Below are 17463 nucleotides of genomic sequence, written 5' to 3'. Positions count from 1 at the left end.
TGCTGTGATCTCTCAAGTCTTGCTGAATCTGTCTGTGGCGGGGCCGGCTTATTCTTCGCCGGCACCCTCACCTTTTTCGCCTTCTTCCGGGTTGCTGTCGGCCGCCTCGGCGTCGCTTTCACCCTCGCCTTCACCGTCGATTTCTTCATCATCGGTTTCGGCAATCCGCTCGACACCCACCAGGCGTTCATCTTCCTGGCTGAGCTTGATCAGGCGGACACCCTGGGTGTTACGGCTAAGGACGGATACCTCGTCTGTGCGGGTACGCACCAGCGTGCCCTTGTCAGAAATCAGCATCATTTCGTCACCTTCGAACAGCTGAAGGGCTGTTACCAGGTTGCCGTTCCGCTCCGAGCACTGCATGGCAATTACGCCCTGACTACCCCGACCATAGGTGGGGAATTCGTCGATGGAGGTACGCTTGCCGTAACCGTTCTCACTGGCAGTCAGGATCACGCCACCTTCCTGCGGGATAATCAGGGACACCACATGGTGACCTTCCGCCATCTTGATACCACGAACACCCCGGGCTGTCCGGCTCATCGGGCGAACCGCGCCCTCGGCAAACCGAACGGCCTTACCAGCGGTGGAGAACAGCATGACCTCAGCATCGCCCTTGGTAATGGCAGCGCCGATCAGGGTATCGCCTTCATCCAGGGACAGGGCGATCAGGCCGCTGCTGCGCGGACGCGAGAAGTTCGGCAGTGGGGTTTTCTTGACCACACCGGCGGAGGTGGCCATCAGTACAAACTGGTCTTCCGGATAGTCCCGTACTGGCAGGAAGGTGGTGATACGCTCACCTTCTTCCAGCGGCAGGATGTTGACCATTGGACGACCACGGGAAGCCCGGCTGGCTCGCGGAATCTCGAACACCCGCAGCCAGTAGACCTTGCCACGGTTGGAGAAGCACAGAATGGTGTCGTGGGAATTGGCAACCAGCAACTTCTCAACGAAGTCTTCATCCTTCATGGAAGTCGCAGCCTTGCCACGGCCACCACGACGCTGGGCCTGGTAATCTTCCACGGCCTGGGTCTTGGCGTAACCACTGTGGGAAATGGTGACCACGAGATCTTCTTCATCAATCAGGTCTGCAATCGTCAGATCACGCTGGGAGCTGGTGATCTCGGTGCGGCGCTCGTCACCGAACTCGGAAACAACCGCTTCCAGTTCTTCACGGATAACCTGCATCAAGCGGTCCGGGTCACCCAGGATCTCCAGCAGGCCGGCAATCTTTTCAAGGATGTCCTTGTATTCGTTCTGCAGCTTCTCGGTTTCAAGACCGGTCAGGCGGTGCAGACGCATATCCAGGATCGCCTGGGTCTGCTCCGGAGACAGGTAATATAGACCGTTACGCAGGCCATAGATTTCCGGCAGATCGTCCGGGCGACAGGCGTCTTCACCAGCGCGCTCCAGCATGGCCAGGACATCGCCCGGGGCCCAACCTCTGGCCATCAGCTTTTCTTTGGCTTCCACCGAACTGGGCGAAGCCTTGATCAGTTCGATCATCTCATCGATGTTAGCCAACGCAACCGTGAGACCTTCGAGAATGTGGCCACGCTCGCGGGCCTTACGCAGTTCATAGATGGTCCGGCGGGTCACCACCTCACGGCGGTGACGCACGAACGCATCAAGCATCTGCTTGAGGTTCAGCGTTTTCGGCTCGCCATTAATCAGCGCAACCATGTTGATACCGAATACCGTCTGCAACTGGGTGTGGGCGAACAGGTTATTGACCACTACATCGGGGTTTTCACCACGGCGCAGTTCGATCACCACACGGATACCTTCCTTGTTAGACTCGTCCCGCAGTTCGGTAATGCCCTCGAGGCGCTTCTCTTTCACCAGCTCGGCGATCTTTTCGATCAGGCGAGCCTTGTTCAGCTGATACGGCAGCTCGGTGATGATGACGGCGTCGCGATTGGTTTTGTTATCGTGCTCGATCTCATGCCGGGCACGGATATAGATACGGCCACGGCCCGTGCGATAGGCCTCTACGATGCCGGCACGGCCATTGATGATGGCCTCGGTGGGGAAATCCGGGCCGGGAATGAAGCCCATCAACTCATCAATGGTGAGATCCGGGTTATCAATCAGCGCCAGGCAGCCGTTAACCACTTCCGTCAGGTTGTGGGGCGGAATATTGGTGGCCATACCCACGGCAATACCGGAGGAACCATTCACCAGCAGGTTCGGCACCCGGGTAGGCAGAACCTCGGGAATCCGCTCGGTGCCGTCATAGTTATCAACGAAATCGACGGTTTCCTTGTCCAGGTCCGCCAGCAGGGAGTGGGCGATCTTCTCCATACGGATTTCGGTGTAACGCATGGCTGCCGCGTTATCACCGTCGATGGAACCGAAGTTACCCTGGCCGTCCACCAGCGGATAGCGCAGCGAGAACGGCTGGGCCATACGAACGATGGTGTCGTATACCGCGGAGTCACCGTGGGGGTGATATTTACCGATAACGTCACCGACCACTCGGGCGGACTTCTTGTAGGCCTTGTTCCAGTCGTTGTTCAGTTCGGACATGGCGAACAGAACACGACGGTGAACCGGCTTGAGGCCATCCCTCACATCCGGAAGCGCCCGCCCGACGATAACGCTCATGGCGTAATCGAGGTAGGACTGTTTTAATTCGTCTTCAATATTGACCGGCAGGATCTCTTTGGCTAACTCACCCATCGAGAAAGGTTCCTTTGCGTTATCTGGAAGTCGTATCGGGGCCGTTTCCGAGCCCCATAGTTATTCTTCAACAAGCCGCCAAGTCTATCACAGTCGCACCCTTTCCGGGGCAACTGTAAGGCAGCCTCAATCAAACACCACAGTCTTGTTTTCGAAGGTAATCACCCGGTCTTCGATGTGAGAACGAAGACCGCGGGCCAGCACGTTCTTTTCCACGTCCTTGCCAAGGCGAACCATATCTTCAATGGAGTCGCTGTGGGTTATGCGGATGACGTCCTGTTCGATGATCGGGCCCTCGTCGAGGTCCTGGGTCACGTAGTGGCAGGTCGCACCAATCAGTTTTACCCCCCGGCTATAGGCCTGGTGGTAAGGCCGTGCACCGGCAAAAGACGGCAGGAAGCTGTGGTGAATGTTGATCACCCTGCCCGCGTATTTCTCACACAGTTCGCCCGGGAGGATTTGCATGTACCGGGCCAGCACTACTACATCGACTTCGTACTTATATAAGAGATCGTCGATGTGGGCGAAGGCTTCGGCCTTGTTTTCCTTGCTCACCGGCACGTGGTGGTAGGGAATCTCATGCCATTCCACCATCCTGCGAAGGTCATCGTGATTGGAAATCACCGCCACAATCTCGGCATTGATTTCCTTGCTGTGCCAGCGGTACAGCAGGTCTGCCACACAGTGGGATTCCTTGCTGCACATCAGGACGACTTTCTTTGGCTGAGCCGAATCGGCAATGTGCCAGTGCATGTTGAATTCACGGGCAATGGGCTCGAACGCGGCGCGGAACTGGTCCAGGCCAAACGGAATCGAGCTGGCCTTGATTTCGTGCCGCATGAAAAACCAGCCGGTATGGGTGTCCGAGTGGTGACTCGCCTCGGTAATCCAGCCATTGTATGTGGACAGAAAATTACTCACCTTGGCGACAATTCCCACCCGATCGGGGCAGGAAATCACAAGACGATAGGTATGCTCCATGAAAGCCTTTCCTTAACTGAAATCCGGGAAAGCAGGTGCGTCGGGGAGTCACCACCGGGATTAACGGCAGGTTAACGGTACGCACCTATGAAAATGACCGGCTATCATAGCCTATCTGAACGCCAGAAACGAGGAATGGAGACATGGACAGAGACCTCTACCAACGCACAACCAAAAACCTCGCCAGGGGGCGCTCAGGCCGCCTTTCGATTGCAGCAGCCCTGGCTTTTCTTGTCGCTATTGGACCGGCGTTCGGCCAGGCCATTCTCGAGGGAGAACGGTTTCACCCAGTCGCCGCGAAACAGGGCATGGTAGCGACCAGCCATACCCTGGCTACCGAAGTGGCGCTCGATGTGCTCAGGGACGGAGGCAACGCAGTTGATGCTGCGGTCACGGCCGGATTTGCCCTGGCAGTAACCCAACCCCGCTCCGGCAACATTGGCGGCGGCGGTTTCATGCTGATCTCCAGAGGGGATGGCTCGGAGCCGGAAGCGATTGATTACCGTGAGAAAGCGCCCGCCGGAGCAACGGAAGCGATGTTTCAGGACGAATCCGGCAATGTGGTCCGCAATCGAAGCCGCTTCACCCACCTGGCCGCCGGTGTTCCCGGAACCGTGGCCGGCCTTGCACTGGCGCTGGAGCGCCACGGCACCATCTCCCTGAAACAGGCACTGACACCGGCCATCAAACTGGCCCGCGAAGGCTTTATCGTGCCCCAGCGCTTTACAGAAGGCCTCGAACAGGCCCGGGGAAGGCTTGAGCGCTGGCCCGCTACCCTCAAAACTTTTTATAAAGAAGATGGCAGCGCCTGGCAGCCCGGAGAACGCTTTCGCCAGCCGGAACTGGCGGACACCCTGCAGCGGATTGCGGATAACGGAGTAAAAGGCTTTTATGAGGGTATAACCGCCGAGCTGATCGCCGACGAAATGGCCCGACACGGCGGCCTGATCACTCTCGAGGATCTGAAAGACTACCGCCCGGAGGTCCGCACTCCGGTACACGGCACCTATCGCGGTTACGATATTTTTTCCATGTCTCCGCCGTCCTCCGGCGGCACCCACATTGTCCAGATACTCAATATTCTGGAAGGCTTTCCCATGGCCGACTTCGGCCACAACTCGGCCAATGCGATTCACCACATGGCAGAAGCCATGAAACTGGCCTACGCCGACCGCTCGGAATACCTCGGCGATACCGACTACGTAGACGTTCCCCTGGAAGGCCTTACCAGCAAGGGATACGCCGAAGAACTCGGTAAAACCATTGATCCCGGGAAAGCCCGCCCTGCCAGCGACATCAATCCAGGCCAGCCTGCCGCGTATGAAAGCCCCGAAACCACCCATTTCTCAGTGGTTGATAAATGGGGCAACGCGGTCTCCAACACCTACACCATCAATTTCAGCTATGGCTCCGGAATCACGGTAAAAGGCGCCGGTTTTCTGCTCAACAATGAAATGGATGATTTCAGCGCCAAGCCGGGCGTGCCTAACGCCTACGGGTTGGTCGGTGGCGAAGCCAACAAGGTTGAGCCCGGCAAACGCATGCTCAGCTCCATGTCGCCCACCATCGTCAAGAAAGACGGCAAAAATGTGCTGGTAACGGGCAGCCCGGGCGGCTCACGGATCATTACCACCACCTTGCAGGTGATCCTGAATGTGGTTGATCATGGCATGAACATCCAGACGGCGGTGAGTGCGCCTCGCATGCATCATCAGTGGTTGCCGGATGAAATCCGCATTGAACAGGGCATCAGCCCGGACACCATTCGCCTTCTGGAAGAGCGGGGCCACAAAGTGGTCCGTAATTCGGCCATGGGCGCCATCCAGAGTATTATGATTGATGAGGATGGCGTTCTGTATGGTGGTGCGGATCCGAGGCGAAGCACATCATCCGCCATGGGCTATTGATTAAGGCCATTGACCAGGGTCACTGACCTGACCGGAGGCATTATGTATCTTTCTGTACAATTAAGCTGTTACCCCCTGAAAGAAGACTATAAGCAGCCGATACGGGACCTCATCGCCCGGCTGGAGCAAACCGGGCTGGAAGTTTTCCCCGGGCGCATGAGCACGGAACTTTTTGGCGACTATGATGAGGTTATGAAGGTTCTCTCGGATACCATGAAATGGTCATTCGAGACTTATGGCAAATCCGTCTTCGTGGCAAAAATCATGGAGGGCGACCGGAGACCGAAATGACAGCACCGAACGGGCCGAACAATCAGCAGAAGCCAGGGAACAATCCACAACCGGCCATTCCCAACCAGTTCTCGTTTCTGTGGCTGAGCGCCGCCATCTTTCTGATGGTGCTCTGGATGCAGGACAGCGGGCAGCCACGGCTTCAGGAACTGGCCTATTCCGACTTCAAAACTGCCGTGATGAACGACCAGGTGGCCGAAGTCACACTCAAGGAAGAATCTATTAACGGCCTGTTCACTGACAGTGGCACTGCGTCGTTCAGCTCAGACAGCCCCTCCCAGGCGAGCACACCGGGTTTCCACACCATACGCCCGCCGATGGAAGATCCATCACTGCTGAGCCTTCTGGAAGAGCATGAAGTAACCATCAGGGCGACGCCCTCAGGACTGACCTGGTGGCAAGAACTGATTCGAGGCTTCCTGCCCTGGATTCTGCTGCTGGCGTTGATGTTCTGGTTCTGGGGCGCCGCACAGAAGCGGATGACCCAGGGCGGAGGCCCCTTTGATTTCGGCCGTTCAAAGGCTCGTAAAGCCCGCAAGGAAACCTCCACCGCCACCCTTGATGACGTTGCCGGCATTGAGTCCGCCAAACGGGAAATTGCCGAGATTATCGACTTCCTCAAATCGCCCGAGAAGTACCGTGCCCTTGGTGCCGTTATGCCCAAGGGCGTCTTACTGGTTGGCCCGCCGGGAACCGGCAAGACCCTGCTGGCCCGAGCCATCGCCGGCGAAGCAGAGGTGCCCTTCTACAGCATTAGTGCGTCGGAATTTATTGAAATGTTTGTGGGTGTAGGCGCAGCCCGGGTGCGGGATATGTTCCAGGAAGCCCGCAAGGACGCACCATCCCTGATCTTCATCGACGAGCTGGATGCCATCGGCCGCTCCCGGGGCGCCGGCCTGGGGGGCGGCCATGACGAGCGGGAACAGACCCTGAACCAGATCCTGACCGAGATGGACGGCTTTGAGGCCCATGAAAATGTCCTGGTTCTGGCCGCCACCAACCGGCCAGATGTTCTGGACAGCGCCCTGCTCCGCCCGGGACGGTTTGACCGAAAGATCACCCTCGACCGCCCCCACAAAGACGCCCGCACTGCCATCCTGAAGGTCCACGTGCGGAAGGTGCCACTGGCCAGCGATGTAAACCTCGAGCAACTGGCAGCCCGGACCATCGGTTTTTCCGGCGCCGATCTGAAAAACCTGGTGAACGAGGCCGCTTTGACAGCGGCCCGGGAAAACCTTCATGAGGTCAACGCCCATTGTTTTGATCTGGCCCGGGACAGGATCATCCTTGGCGAAGAGCGCGATACCAAACTTACTCCCGAGGAACGGGAAGCGGTGGCTTATCACGAATGCGGCCATGCCATCATGGCCTATTACATGCCCAATGCAGATCCGCTCACCAAGGTGACCATCATTCCCCATGGAATGGCTATGGGTGTGACTGAACAAACTCCGAAAGAAGATCATTACACCTACACGGAAAGCTACCTGAAGGACCGGATCAAGGTGATGCTCGGCGGTCGCTGTGCCGAAAAACTCATTTACGGTGAGGTGAGTACTGGTGCCCAGAATGACCTGAAAGAAGCCACGACACTGATTCGCCGGATGATCGGTCAATGGGGCATGAGCGAAAAAATTGGCCCCCTCGGCCTGAGCATCGGCGAAGAGCACGTTTTCCTGGGCCGGGAAATGGGGCTACCGAGAGAATTCAGTGAGAAAATGGCAGAGTTGATCGACACGGAAATCCAGTCACAACTGTTGGCGCTGGAAAAAGCGACATTTGACTTTCTGGCGGAACACCGTGACCAGCTTGAAGCCCTGACCAGAACGGTACTGAAGGAGGAAACCCTGTCAGCCGAGGAAATCGAGGAAATCCTGCGTAAGGAAGACGCCCGCAAGATTGCCTGATGGCCGATTCAGACCCAGCACAAGCTCCACGAGAAAGAACAGAAGCACCTGAGCGGTCTGAAAAGAAACATCCAGCGGGCTTATGGCGTTACTGTCACCGGCAGATTGAGTAACGCCAACAACTGCTCAGCGCCTGGCTGGCGAAGCAGTGCGCATTCCCGGCTAACCACAAGCTGGGTTGCTCTTTCCTGGCGTAAAATCTGCGAGATGGTCACAGGATCAGTAGCCGGAAGCGTCCTCACCCGCATGTCAGACTCGGCAACACCAAGGTCCCGTTTAATCAGTTCCAGCCGGTCGGACGGAATATCAGCACCCTCGCCCAACAGCACAGTCACAGGCTGAAGGGAATGCCTGACGGCTTGCGCAGCAGCCATGATGGCCCGGCGGTTTGCATCATCATGGTCGTTGAGAAAAACCACAACCCTGCCCTGGGGCGAGACCTGTCTTTCACACCACAACAAGACACTCGTCGGAGACCGGCGGAGCAGGCCTCTGGCGGTGGAGCCCAATCGTGCCCCGGGTGCCGACGACCAGCCAACCCGACCAAGAACCAGAAGATCCTGAGGTCCGACCAGTGCCAGCACCTCATCAACGACACTGCCACGGGCAATACTCAGGGTATGCCGGCCCCCGTAATTGGCCACAACGCCGGCGAGAGTCCGGCGGGCCTGGCCCGCCAGCCTCTCTAGGCGCTGTTCAAGCTCAACCGGATCAAACGGTCGGCTGATGCCCGACGAGGAACCGACTTCCCTGGCAAAACCATAGCCGGCGCTACGTAACAGGTTCAGTTCCTCGACAAAAACCCCCAGCACTTCCGCGCCGGTCCGGGCTGCAATCTCTGCAGCGGCATTGAGTGCGGCATAGCTCATCCTGGAACCATCCAGAAGTACCAGCACACGCCCCATTGGCGTGCCGGGGCCGGCCTGATTATCGGGTGCATCAGTCACTGTTCCTGCCCCCGTTCTTGCTGTTCACGTCTCCGTCGTCATCCCGTTTTTTGCTGACTTCGGCAAACTTCGCCAGCCGGTCAGCGACCCGTCGGTTGAAGCTGTTTTCCGGGAACTGGCCGCTGCTATCCGGGTCGCCGGCTTCCATGCCCGTTAAAAGCTCGATAGCCTGGTTGATGTCTGAGACCGGATAGATCCGGAAGCGGCCCTCGGCAATGGCCTGGCGGACATCCGCCTTGAGCATCAGGTGTTCCACATTGCTGGCCGGCAGCAAGACCCCCTGCCCCCGGATTTCACCGGCCTCCCGACAAACGTCGAAAAAGCCCTCTATTTTTTCATTGACGCCACCTACCGCCTGAATCTCGCCTTGCTGGTTCATGGAACCAGTCACGGCAAAGGATTGTTTCAGGGGAACCCGGGAGATGGCTGAAAGCAGCACGCAGGTTTCCGCCACCGAAGCGGAATCCCCTTCTACGCCACCGTAAGACTGCTCAAAAGCCAGGCTGGCCGACAGGGACAAGTCACCCTCGCCGGCATAGCGACTTGCCAGAAACCGGGAGAGAATCATCACCGCTTTGCTGTGAATAGGGCCGCCGAGTTTGGCTTCGCGCTCGATGTCCACAACCTGGCCTTTCCCCGGGCGCGCCGTCGCAGTAATTCGTGTGGGCTGCCCGAACATGGAAGCACCAAGCCTGAGCACAGACAAACCATTGACCTGAGCCACTTCTTCTCCTTCTGTGGCAATCATCACAATGCCCCGGCTGATCTGCTCCCGGCTCCGCTCCCGAACCCGGCTGGCACGGTACTCCCGCTCATCGATAGCCTGCTGGATGTGACAGGCTTCAACGGTATCGGCACCGGACTGCCCAGCCCAGTGATCTGCTTCACTCAGAATATCCCGAAGCACCCGATCATGGGCGGTCAACTTTCGCTGATCCGCCGCCAAACGACTGGCATGCTCAATCAGCCTTGCCACGGCGTCGCGTTCAAGGGCACGCATTTCGAGAGCTCTCGCCATGGTGGCAATCATGCGGGAATACAGCTCGTAACTGTCATCGTCCCGGGCAAGATCGTCCTCGAAATCCGCTTCCACCTTGAACAGGTCCAGAAAATCAGGGTCATAATGGGAAAGCAGGTAGTACAGCATCCGATCCCCTAGCAGCACCACTTTGACCGACACCGGAATCGGCTCCGGTTGCTGGCTCACGGTACTGACCAGGCCATAAATCCGCTCCAGTGATTCAATACGGATTTCGCCCGAGAACAGTATTCGCTTAATGCTTTCCCACGCCATTGGCTGGGTCAGCACACGTCGGGCATCGATGATAAGGTACCCACCGTTGGCCCGATGCATGGAACCGCCGCGAATAAGAGTGAAATCGGTGTACAGATTGCCCTGGTGGGCCCGGTGTTCAATCTGCCCGGTCAAGTGTTGGTGATTGGGGAGGTCCTCATAGATAACCGGCGCTCCCACGGTATCCGCATTATCTACCAGGAGGTTAACCTTGTAGCGGGCCAGCAGGCCGGCCGGGGGGCCATTATCACTGTCCTGGAAGGCTTCCGCATGTTCAACCACGTCTTCCCGGACAGCATCCAGGTAGGCAACAACGTCCGGGAGATGCAACCATTTCTCCCGCAGCTCGCCAATGGGCCCGCCCAGAGTCAGCTGCACCATTTCCTCATTCAGGGCGTGCACCCGCTCCCGCACTTCCTTGCGCATCCTGGGAATCTGCTGGATGGTTTGCTGGAGTTTCTTCTGTAACTCCTCAACCTTGGATTCGATCAGCTGCTTTTCTTCATCAGAGAAGGTTTTGTACTCCTCCGGGTCAATCACCTCCCCTTTTCGCATGGGCGCAAACGTAAAGCCAGCCGGCGTGGTGATCATCGCGATATTATTGCGGTTTGCCTCCTCCTGGATTTCAAACAGGCCCTGGTGCTGGCGTTTTGCCATTTCTTCCTGCAGCTCCTGGAGCCGGGCCTGGTATTCCTCGCTCTCAAAGGCCGCCGGAATGGCCGTGCGCAATTCCTCGGCCAGGTCACTCATGCCTTTCTTGAACTGACGCCCTTCACCTGCCGGCAAGCGGATGGCTTCCGGACGGTCTGAAAACTGAAAGTTAAAAACATGGCACCAGTCGGGGGGTACCGGCTGCCTCGCCGCATGTTGCGAGAGGAAGCGCTCCACCAGTTCGTGCTTACCAGCCCCGGAAGGCCCCAGAACAAACAGATTGAAGCCGCCGGCCTGCATGCTTGCCCCGAACTCCAGGGCCCTCAGAACCCGATCCTGCCCGCAGGGCCTCTCCAGATCTTCAAGATCGTCCGTAGTGATAAAATCCAGCTTTTCCGTTGGGCAACCGTGGTAGACCTGTTCTTCGGTCAACGGGGCGGGTAATGGCATTACATCCTCCTGATGGATTCGACGGTATAGCGAAATGCCTTGATAGCATCGGACCAGTACTCTGGCGCCAGTCCTGCTTTTTGCTTCAGATGACGAAGAAATTCCCGAGGCTCTGGCAGGTTCTCCCACACCGACGGTAAAAAGGTGGCACGCCGATCGCCCAGAACAAGCACCAAGCCATCCGTGCCGGGACGTAACTGCGAGAGCAGATCATCCTCAGACTGGAAATAAAGAGGTGCGGGCACACTCAGGCCCGACACTTGATAGTCCAACAGATCCAGCTCCTGCTCTGCAACCGGGGGAAAGCGGAAGTCGCGGAAAGCTGCGGCAAAGGCGTTTTCCGCACAGTCCAGAACAAGGGGGCGCCAGGCCTCCAGAGAACCGATGCAGCCTCTCAAACGGCCAGAGATTTCCAGTGTGACAAAACAGGCTCCGGGTTTTGCCAGCCTCTCCGGATAATCCTCCGGTTCAATCGGCAACGGCTGTCCGAATTCGAGGCCATGGCTAACCGAGGCTGAAGCCACCTGCAACAGAGTCTGTCGTTCCTGTTCATCAAGCATGCCGGGCCGATGCTTCGGTTAGGGCATAGGCACCGTAGCCGACTACCCGGTCCCTCGGCCCGGCCGTGTCACCGGAATTTCGCAGGTCCAGGGTGGTAACTTTCAGACCTTTTTTCTCTGCCAGATACAACAGTCCGTTAACTGGATTTCGCCCGCAGGCATCATCGTATCCGATATGGCGGTAGTCCAGAGTCTCGATGTTTCTGGTGGTATTGCTGTCCAGCTCCCGGGCAACCGGGTAGCTGTGATAGTGACTCAGATCGGAACTGATCACAATCAGGGTCTCGTTGCCGCCCCAGAGTGCTTCCAGCACCTCGGCCACGTCCTCAGGGGAAGTTTCTCCTACAACAAGCGGCACCAGGGTGAAGCGGTCAAAAACCGATTGCAGGAACGGCAAATGCACCTCCAGGCTGTGTTCAAGCTGGTGAGGTGAATCCAGATAACCAACCTGGGGCAAGGATTGCAGGCTGGCCAGTGTACCCTGCTCCACTGCGACATTGCCCAGCGGCGTCTCGAAGAAATCCGAAGTCGGCGCCGCAATGCCTCTCAGGGGTACGCGGTGGGAAGGCCCCAGAAGGACCACCCTGTGTATGCGGTCGCGAAGAGGTGCAAGCTGTGCGTAAGCGCTAGCGGCAACCGGGCCCGAAAACTGGTATCCGGCATGGGGAACAATAATGGCTTTGGGAGCCGGCCCTTTCACAGGGACCTGTTTCAGGAAACCGTCCACCATGGCTCTGAGCTGGGCAGGATCGTCCGGATAGAACATACCCGCGACAGCGGCTTTTCGTATGTTGGCAGACATAGCAGATCACCTGCTTAACAGAGCGACCGGGGGCGAGCTCGCCCTGTCTATTAAAGAAATTGACACACCCTCGTGAAGAAACTATAGATTATTTGAGGCAGTTCGGAAGCGAAATCGCGAGGGATTTCACTGTGGGCGATATACCGGTTCTTCAGGGCCGCGAGGTCGGGTTCTGGCATTGGCTTGATGACAGCCGCATCCAGTGCGACCTTTGCCCGAGATTTTGCAAACTGCACGAAGGCCAGAGAGGACTTTGCTTCGTTCGTGGACGCCTCAACGACACGATGGTTCTCACTACCTACGGACGTTCCAGTGGTTACTGCATCGACCCGATCGAAAAGAAGCCCCTGAACCATTTTCTGCCCGGCACCCCAACCCTTTCATTTGGCACCGCAGGCTGCAATCTGGCCTGCAAATTCTGCCAGAACTGGGACATGACCAAGTCCCGGGAAACCGACGAACTGGCCGACCAGGCCAGCCCCGAAGACATTGCCCGCGCAGCCCGGAACCTGGGCTGCAAGAGCGTTGCGTTTACGTACAACGACCCGGTGATTTTCCACGAATACGCCATTGATGTGGCCAGGGCGTGCCATGCAGTGGGTGTGCGCTCGGTTGCGGTAACGGCAGGATACGTAACCGAAGAACCCCGCCGGGAATTCTATCAGTACATGGATGCCGCCAACGTTGACCTCAAAGCCTTTACTGAGCACTTCTACCACAAGGTTACAGGCGGGCACCTGCAACCAGTTCTGGAAACCCTCGAATACATAAAACACGAAACCAGCGTATGGCTGGAACTCACCACCCTGCTCATCCCGGGCGAAAATGATTCAGAGCAGGAGCTGAATGAGATGACCCAGTGGGTGGTGGAGAAGCTGGGACCGGACGTACCCATGCACTTCACCGCATTCCATCCGGACTGGAAAATGATGGATACCCCACCAACCCCGCCAGAGACCCTGACCCGGGCCCGTAAGATTGCCATGGAAAATGGCGTTCGCTACGCCTACACCGGCAATGTGCATGATAGCTCCGGCGGCAGCACCTATTGCCACAACTGCGGCGAACTGCTGATTGGCCGCGACTGGTACGTATTAGGCGCCTGGAACCTGACCGATGACGGCCACTGCAAGTCTTGCGGTACCGCCTGTGCCGGTGTCTTTGAAGGCCCGCCGGGGCATTGGGGGGCGCGGAGGCAGCCAGTGCGGCTCAGTGATCACCGGGTGTGACCTGTCTGAGTCGCCACCATTGAGTAGCTTTCTGGCAGCTTCAAACGCCTGGTGGAAGCTTGGATGCCATCATCTTTTTCCGGTCAATGGTTTGCCCGTCGATGATGAACGTTCCGTCACCAACCGCGTGAACCATGCGCTTCTCCTTGCGTGCGGTATCGGTGTATGCGGCAACCGCCTTCAACACAACGATGTTGTGCTTCTCAACGATGTCGATGACCTTGCACTCAATGTTGGCGAGGCATTCTTTGATCAGCGGCGGCCTGACGAGCTTGGCCTGCAGCGGTGTGAGCCTGAATTTGTCAAACTTGTCTGTGTCTGTCCCAGAGCACATCCCTATGCCAACCACCTTATCCAATAGGTCGACGGTGGGAATTGCAATAACGCACTCCCGATTCTTTCGCAACGCCGCGAAGGAGTAATTCCATTCACCCGTGGTGATAGCAAACACCGGAGTGAAATCCATCACCATGGTCCAGGAAATGGTCATGATGTTGTCTTTCTTTCCATCATGGGTTGTCACGAGGACCACAGGCCCGGACTCCATCAGGGTAAAAGCCTTGCTCAGTTCCAACTGAATCATGGGAGCTCCTCACGATCGGCGTCCGGATGAATTTCAATTCTGGACTTCCTCTGAAAAGCATTACAGCCCCGAGCCTCAAACGGAGGCCATTTATACGAGAAGTTTTCCCATTCTCTGGCCTGCGTTGTGTCCGAATACTGTATCTAAGCTATCATAATTACTGTAGACAACTTTCCAGCAGGCTCGATCTTGCAGCAACACAAACGTTTCTGGATGGCTAAAGGGCGGTTGAATGAGTGACAGGGAAGCCAACCAGGATATCTCCTCCGAAAAGAAAGCCAAGGAGGCCTCGGACGAGCAAGAGTCTCGCGCCAAGGCCCAGGATCGCGAATCCCGCGAACAGACACCGACGTCGAGCGAAAAGTCACTGACTAAGAAAGAGCGTGATACCGTAGCCGAACATGGCGGTCTATCTTCGCTGACTGTTTATTCCATCATCCTGCGCGAGGGCGAAGAGGAGCTACAACGCCCGAAAATGTCGCTCTGGTGGTCCGGTGTGGCAGCGGGGATCGGTATTTCGACCTCGGTCCTCGTCGAGGGAATTATCCGCTCCAACCTGGGCTCAGATCACCCCTACCTGACCTTGATTGAAAGCCTTGGCTACTCGTTCGGGTTTGTCCTGGTGATCCTGTGCCGGCTTCAACTATTCACCGAGAATACTATCACCGTCGTGCTGCCGGTTCTGGCCCAGCCGACGGGCAACCGGTTCTATTGCACCGCGCGCCTTTGGGGAATTGTGCTTGCGGCGAATTTGTTTGGCACGTTTATTACCGCCGCCATCGGCGTCCACGGGGGCATCCTTCCCGTCGACGCCCTCGCGGCGATCCTGGAGATATCGCACCACCTGGCTACGCTGACCCCGTCCGAGACGCTTTTGCGGGGTATTCCATCGGGCTTTTTCATAGCTGCTCTGGTGTGGATGCTGCCTTCGGCGAAGAGTTCCGAAGTGCTGGTTATTGTCATATTTACCTGGCTGATCGCGGCGGGTGGCTTTACCCATGTGATTGCCGGGTCAAACGAAATTTTCACTTTGGTGCTCAGTGGGGAAATGAATATCTTTACCGCCTTGATCTACCATATCTCCCCGGTACTCATCGGCAACATTCTCGGCGGTACAGGTTTGTTCGCGATGCTGGCCTATGGCCAGGTTCATGAAGAAATGTAAATCGGCCACTGCTTTGACATTTAACGCCGAAGCGCACCGGTGACTTTGACGTAGCGAAGCGGACACAAAGGCATCCGAGTGACGCGCCTGGTTAGCTGTTCCCAAGCATGTATGCACGAAGCTGCCGCTCCTCTCGCATGACATAGAGGACGAGAACCCGCTTCTCATCCTCACGATAAAAAATGCGACACGGTGGAACCACTACCTCCCTGTATACCGAATCAGGGAGCTCTGGAGGATTCCGTCCGGATTGGGGAAAATCTTCCAAACGCTCGGCCTTATCGAAAACTTCCTGGACCAGATGACTTGCGGCTGCAGGATTATCCAGAGCAATGTACTCAGCGATCGCATCCAGTTCTTGAAGGGCGGGCTCCGTCCAGATTACTTCAGCCATTTACTCATTTTCTCCCTGGCCTCATTTTGGCTGTACGTTCTTCCCTCAAGTACAGCACGCTCTCCCCGTGAAAGCCCCTCAAGCAGCTCAAGTCGGCGCTGCATAAACTCGTAATCCTGCACATCGACAAGGTATGCGGATGGCTGACCATGCTCCGTGATCAATATCGGCTCTTTAGACAAGCGCAGATCTGCCAGAATCTTTGTGGCATGGCGCTTGAGGTTCGTAACAAGCTCAACTTTCATGGGCTCACCCTGAATCAGACTAATAGTGACACTATAGTATCACTTTTCAGGTGAGGCAATCACAACTAATCGGGATAGGGAGGCACCTCACGATGCCCCTCCTCCCACACCACCGGGCATACGGATCACCTACCACGGCGATTCAGTGACTTGATTCAACCCGTTACCGCACTGCCAGTTCTGGCAGTCCATAGCTCCGGCACAGCCGGGCCGTGGGCCGGTTTGGCGGTGTTCCAGGCCAGATCCACCACCCAGTTACGACCTTCCCAAGCGCAGCGCTGTCCGTATCGGACCGCATGATGCGCAGAGCGCCCCGGACGAAAGCCATAGCTGTGTGGGTGGAAGCGGGGTTCCCAATCCTTCTGGATAACCTGGGCAAGCGCCTGCTGGATAAAGCGGTCCAGCACTGTCGGGACACCCAGCGGGCGGGAACCGCCGTTTGGTTTGGGAATGGTGACCCGCCGGACCGGTTTTGGTCGGTAGGTTTGCTGGAGCAATTGGTGCCGAATCTCCAGCCAGTGGTGGCGCAGATAATCTGGCAGCTCATCCACGGTCATGCCGTCGATGCCCGGCGCTCCGCTCCCTAGTTCTGTGCCATGCCCGGCACACACGCCCGGCTCACGCGCCGGTTTGGAGCCGCAAAGCGGCGAGAAATCCGGTCGCTGTGCAGCCGATTGTTATGCTCTCCCTGAAGTGCTAGATTGTGTATAGAAATCGAAAACCATACACATAGGTGCAACATGAGAACGAACATTGTCATTGACGACCAGTTGATGGCCGAAGCCCTCAAAGTCTCCGGCTACGAAACCAAAAAAGAGGCCGTTGAGCAAGGTCTGAAACTTTTGGTCCAGCTGAGCAAGCAGCAGGAAATTCGAAAGCTGCGAGGCAAAATCAAGTGGGAAGGCAATCTGGATGAAATGCGGAGCGCCCGATGATACTGGTGGATACCAGCGTCTGGATCGACTATTTCAACGGAGTCAAAAACCCGCAAACTGACCTGCTGGATGCCTCGATAGTGCAAGGTTCAGTCGCTATCGGTGACCTCATATTTCTGGAAATCCTGCAAGGCATCGGCAACGACAAACAATACCGTCAGACCAAACAAAGCCTGCTTGCGCTGGATCAATATGAAATGTTTGGCAAAGATATGGCAGTCAAGTGCGCCGACAATTATCGAGTGCTTCGTAAAAGGGGCATCACGATCAGAAAAACTGCCGACGTGATCATCGCTACGTTCTGCATAGAGAAGGAGCTACCCCTGCTGTTTTTGGATCGCGACTTTATCCCTTTTGTTGATCACCTTGGACTTGAGCCTGCTCTGAGAGGAACATAACGCCCGGCTCACGCGCCGGTTTGGAGCCGCTATGCGGCGGAA

At 56.9% G+C, this 17463-nt stretch carries 17 protein-coding genes; 7 read left to right on the top strand and 10 right to left on the bottom strand.

From position 1 onward, the window contains the following. Nucleotides 1–48 precede the first annotated feature (48 nt). Entirely contained in the window at nt 49–2682 is a 2634-nt protein-coding gene (gene gyrA / locus CLH62_RS17680; protein ID WP_099619533.1) for a DNA gyrase subunit A, read from the bottom strand. A 126-nt stretch (nt 2683–2808) separates the two neighbouring features. Further along, complete coding sequence (gene purU / locus CLH62_RS17675; protein WP_099619532.1) at nt 2809–3663, bottom strand: formyltetrahydrofolate deformylase; 855 nt, start codon at nt 3661–3663, stop codon at nt 2809–2811. A gap of 143 nt (nt 3664–3806) precedes the next feature. Between purU and ggt the strand changes: the two genes are divergently transcribed. From ggt to ftsH, 3 genes are read left to right on the top strand one after another with little or no spacing between them, the layout of a single operon-like run. After that, nucleotides 3807–5570 (top strand): gamma-glutamyltransferase, encoded by a 1764-nt coding sequence (gene ggt, locus CLH62_RS17670; protein WP_099619531.1) that lies wholly within the window; start codon nt 3807–3809, stop codon nt 5568–5570. Between the two features lie 42 nt (nt 5571–5612). Continuing rightward, nucleotides 5613–5861 (top strand): YkoF family thiamine/hydroxymethylpyrimidine-binding protein, encoded by a 249-nt coding sequence (locus tag CLH62_RS17665; RefSeq protein WP_099619530.1) that lies wholly within the window; start codon nt 5613–5615, stop codon nt 5859–5861. After that, nucleotides 5858–7768, top strand: a complete 1911-nt coding sequence (ftsH, locus tag CLH62_RS17660) for an ATP-dependent zinc metalloprotease FtsH (RefSeq protein WP_099619529.1) — start codon at nt 5858–5860, stop codon at nt 7766–7768. Before CLH62_RS17665 ends, ftsH begins: the two co-directional genes overlap by 4 nt. Before the next feature lie 80 nt (nt 7769–7848). Here ftsH and CLH62_RS17655 read toward each other — a convergent pair whose 3' ends face one another. Genes CLH62_RS17655 through amrB form a run of 4 tightly spaced genes read right to left on the bottom strand, consistent with a single transcriptional unit; the run spans nt 7849 to nt 12472 of the window. Continuing rightward, on the bottom strand, nt 7849–8715 hold the full coding sequence (locus CLH62_RS17655; protein WP_228152898.1) for a universal stress protein: 867 nt from the start codon (nt 8713–8715) through the stop codon (nt 7849–7851). Beyond that, nucleotides 8708–11110 carry a Lon protease family protein gene (locus CLH62_RS17650; RefSeq protein WP_099619528.1) on the bottom strand — a complete coding sequence of 801 codons (2403 nt, stop codon included), beginning with the start codon at nt 11108–11110 and terminating at the stop codon, nt 8708–8710. The genes CLH62_RS17655 and CLH62_RS17650 overlap by 8 nt, the downstream gene beginning before the upstream one ends. Continuing rightward, nucleotides 11110–11670 carry an AmmeMemoRadiSam system protein A gene (gene amrA / locus CLH62_RS17645; RefSeq protein WP_099619527.1) on the bottom strand — a complete coding sequence of 187 codons (561 nt, stop codon included), beginning with the start codon at nt 11668–11670 and terminating at the stop codon, nt 11110–11112. The genes CLH62_RS17650 and amrA overlap by 1 nt, the downstream gene beginning before the upstream one ends. Beyond that, nucleotides 11663–12472 (bottom strand): AmmeMemoRadiSam system protein B, encoded by an 810-nt coding sequence (amrB, locus tag CLH62_RS17640; RefSeq protein ID WP_099619526.1) that lies wholly within the window; start codon nt 12470–12472, stop codon nt 11663–11665. The genes amrA and amrB overlap by 8 nt, the downstream gene beginning before the upstream one ends. 131 nt (nt 12473–12603) lie before the next feature. Here amrB and amrS point away from each other — a divergent pair, with 131 nt between their 5' ends. Then, nucleotides 12604–13701, top strand: a complete 1098-nt coding sequence (gene amrS / locus CLH62_RS17635; protein WP_099619525.1) for an AmmeMemoRadiSam system radical SAM enzyme — start codon at nt 12604–12606, stop codon at nt 13699–13701. A gap of 40 nt (nt 13702–13741) precedes the next feature. Here the strand turns inward: amrS and CLH62_RS17630 are convergent, their stop codons facing one another. Beyond that, complete coding sequence (locus tag CLH62_RS17630; RefSeq protein ID WP_099619524.1) at nt 13742–14284, bottom strand: flavin reductase family protein; 543 nt, start codon at nt 14282–14284, stop codon at nt 13742–13744. Between the two features lie 232 nt (nt 14285–14516). Here CLH62_RS17630 and CLH62_RS17625 point away from each other — a divergent pair, with 232 nt between their 5' ends. Next, nucleotides 14517–15449 (top strand): formate/nitrite transporter family protein, encoded by a 933-nt coding sequence (locus CLH62_RS17625; RefSeq protein ID WP_099619523.1) that lies wholly within the window; start codon nt 14517–14519, stop codon nt 15447–15449. 91 nt (nt 15450–15540) lie between these two features. Here CLH62_RS17625 and CLH62_RS17620 read toward each other — a convergent pair whose 3' ends face one another. From CLH62_RS17620 to CLH62_RS17610, 3 genes are all read right to left on the bottom strand, one after another. Then, nucleotides 15541–15843, bottom strand: a complete 303-nt coding sequence (locus CLH62_RS17620) for a type II toxin-antitoxin system RelE/ParE family toxin (RefSeq protein ID WP_099619522.1) — start codon at nt 15841–15843, stop codon at nt 15541–15543. After that, nucleotides 15831–16088, bottom strand: coding sequence for a type II toxin-antitoxin system Phd/YefM family antitoxin (locus CLH62_RS17615; RefSeq protein WP_099619521.1), 258 nt, complete (start codon nt 16086–16088; stop codon nt 15831–15833). Before CLH62_RS17615 ends, CLH62_RS17620 begins: the two co-directional genes overlap by 13 nt. A gap of 155 nt (nt 16089–16243) precedes the next feature. After that, entirely contained in the window at nt 16244–16645 is a 402-nt protein-coding gene (locus tag CLH62_RS17610) for a reverse transcriptase domain-containing protein (RefSeq protein WP_228152897.1), read from the bottom strand. A gap of 183 nt (nt 16646–16828) precedes the next feature. Here CLH62_RS17610 and CLH62_RS17605 point away from each other — a divergent pair, with 183 nt between their 5' ends. Together CLH62_RS17605 and vapC are read left to right on the top strand one after the other, a co-directional pair. Continuing rightward, nucleotides 16829–17023 (top strand): type II toxin-antitoxin system VapB family antitoxin, encoded by a 195-nt coding sequence (locus CLH62_RS17605; RefSeq protein WP_099619520.1) that lies wholly within the window; start codon nt 16829–16831, stop codon nt 17021–17023. Then, the gene (vapC, locus tag CLH62_RS17600) at nt 17020–17421 is read left to right on the top strand and encodes a type II toxin-antitoxin system VapC family toxin (RefSeq protein ID WP_099619519.1); all 402 of its coding nucleotides are present in this window, start codon (nt 17020–17022) and stop codon (nt 17419–17421) included. Before CLH62_RS17605 ends, vapC begins: the two co-directional genes overlap by 4 nt. Nucleotides 17422–17463: the final 42 nt, after the last annotated feature.

It is taken from the genome of Marinobacter guineae (genome assembly GCF_002744735.1).
Lineage (GTDB): Bacteria > Pseudomonadota > Gammaproteobacteria > Pseudomonadales > Oleiphilaceae > Marinobacter > Marinobacter guineae.
This window is presented reverse-complemented; position numbering and strand designations above follow the sequence as displayed.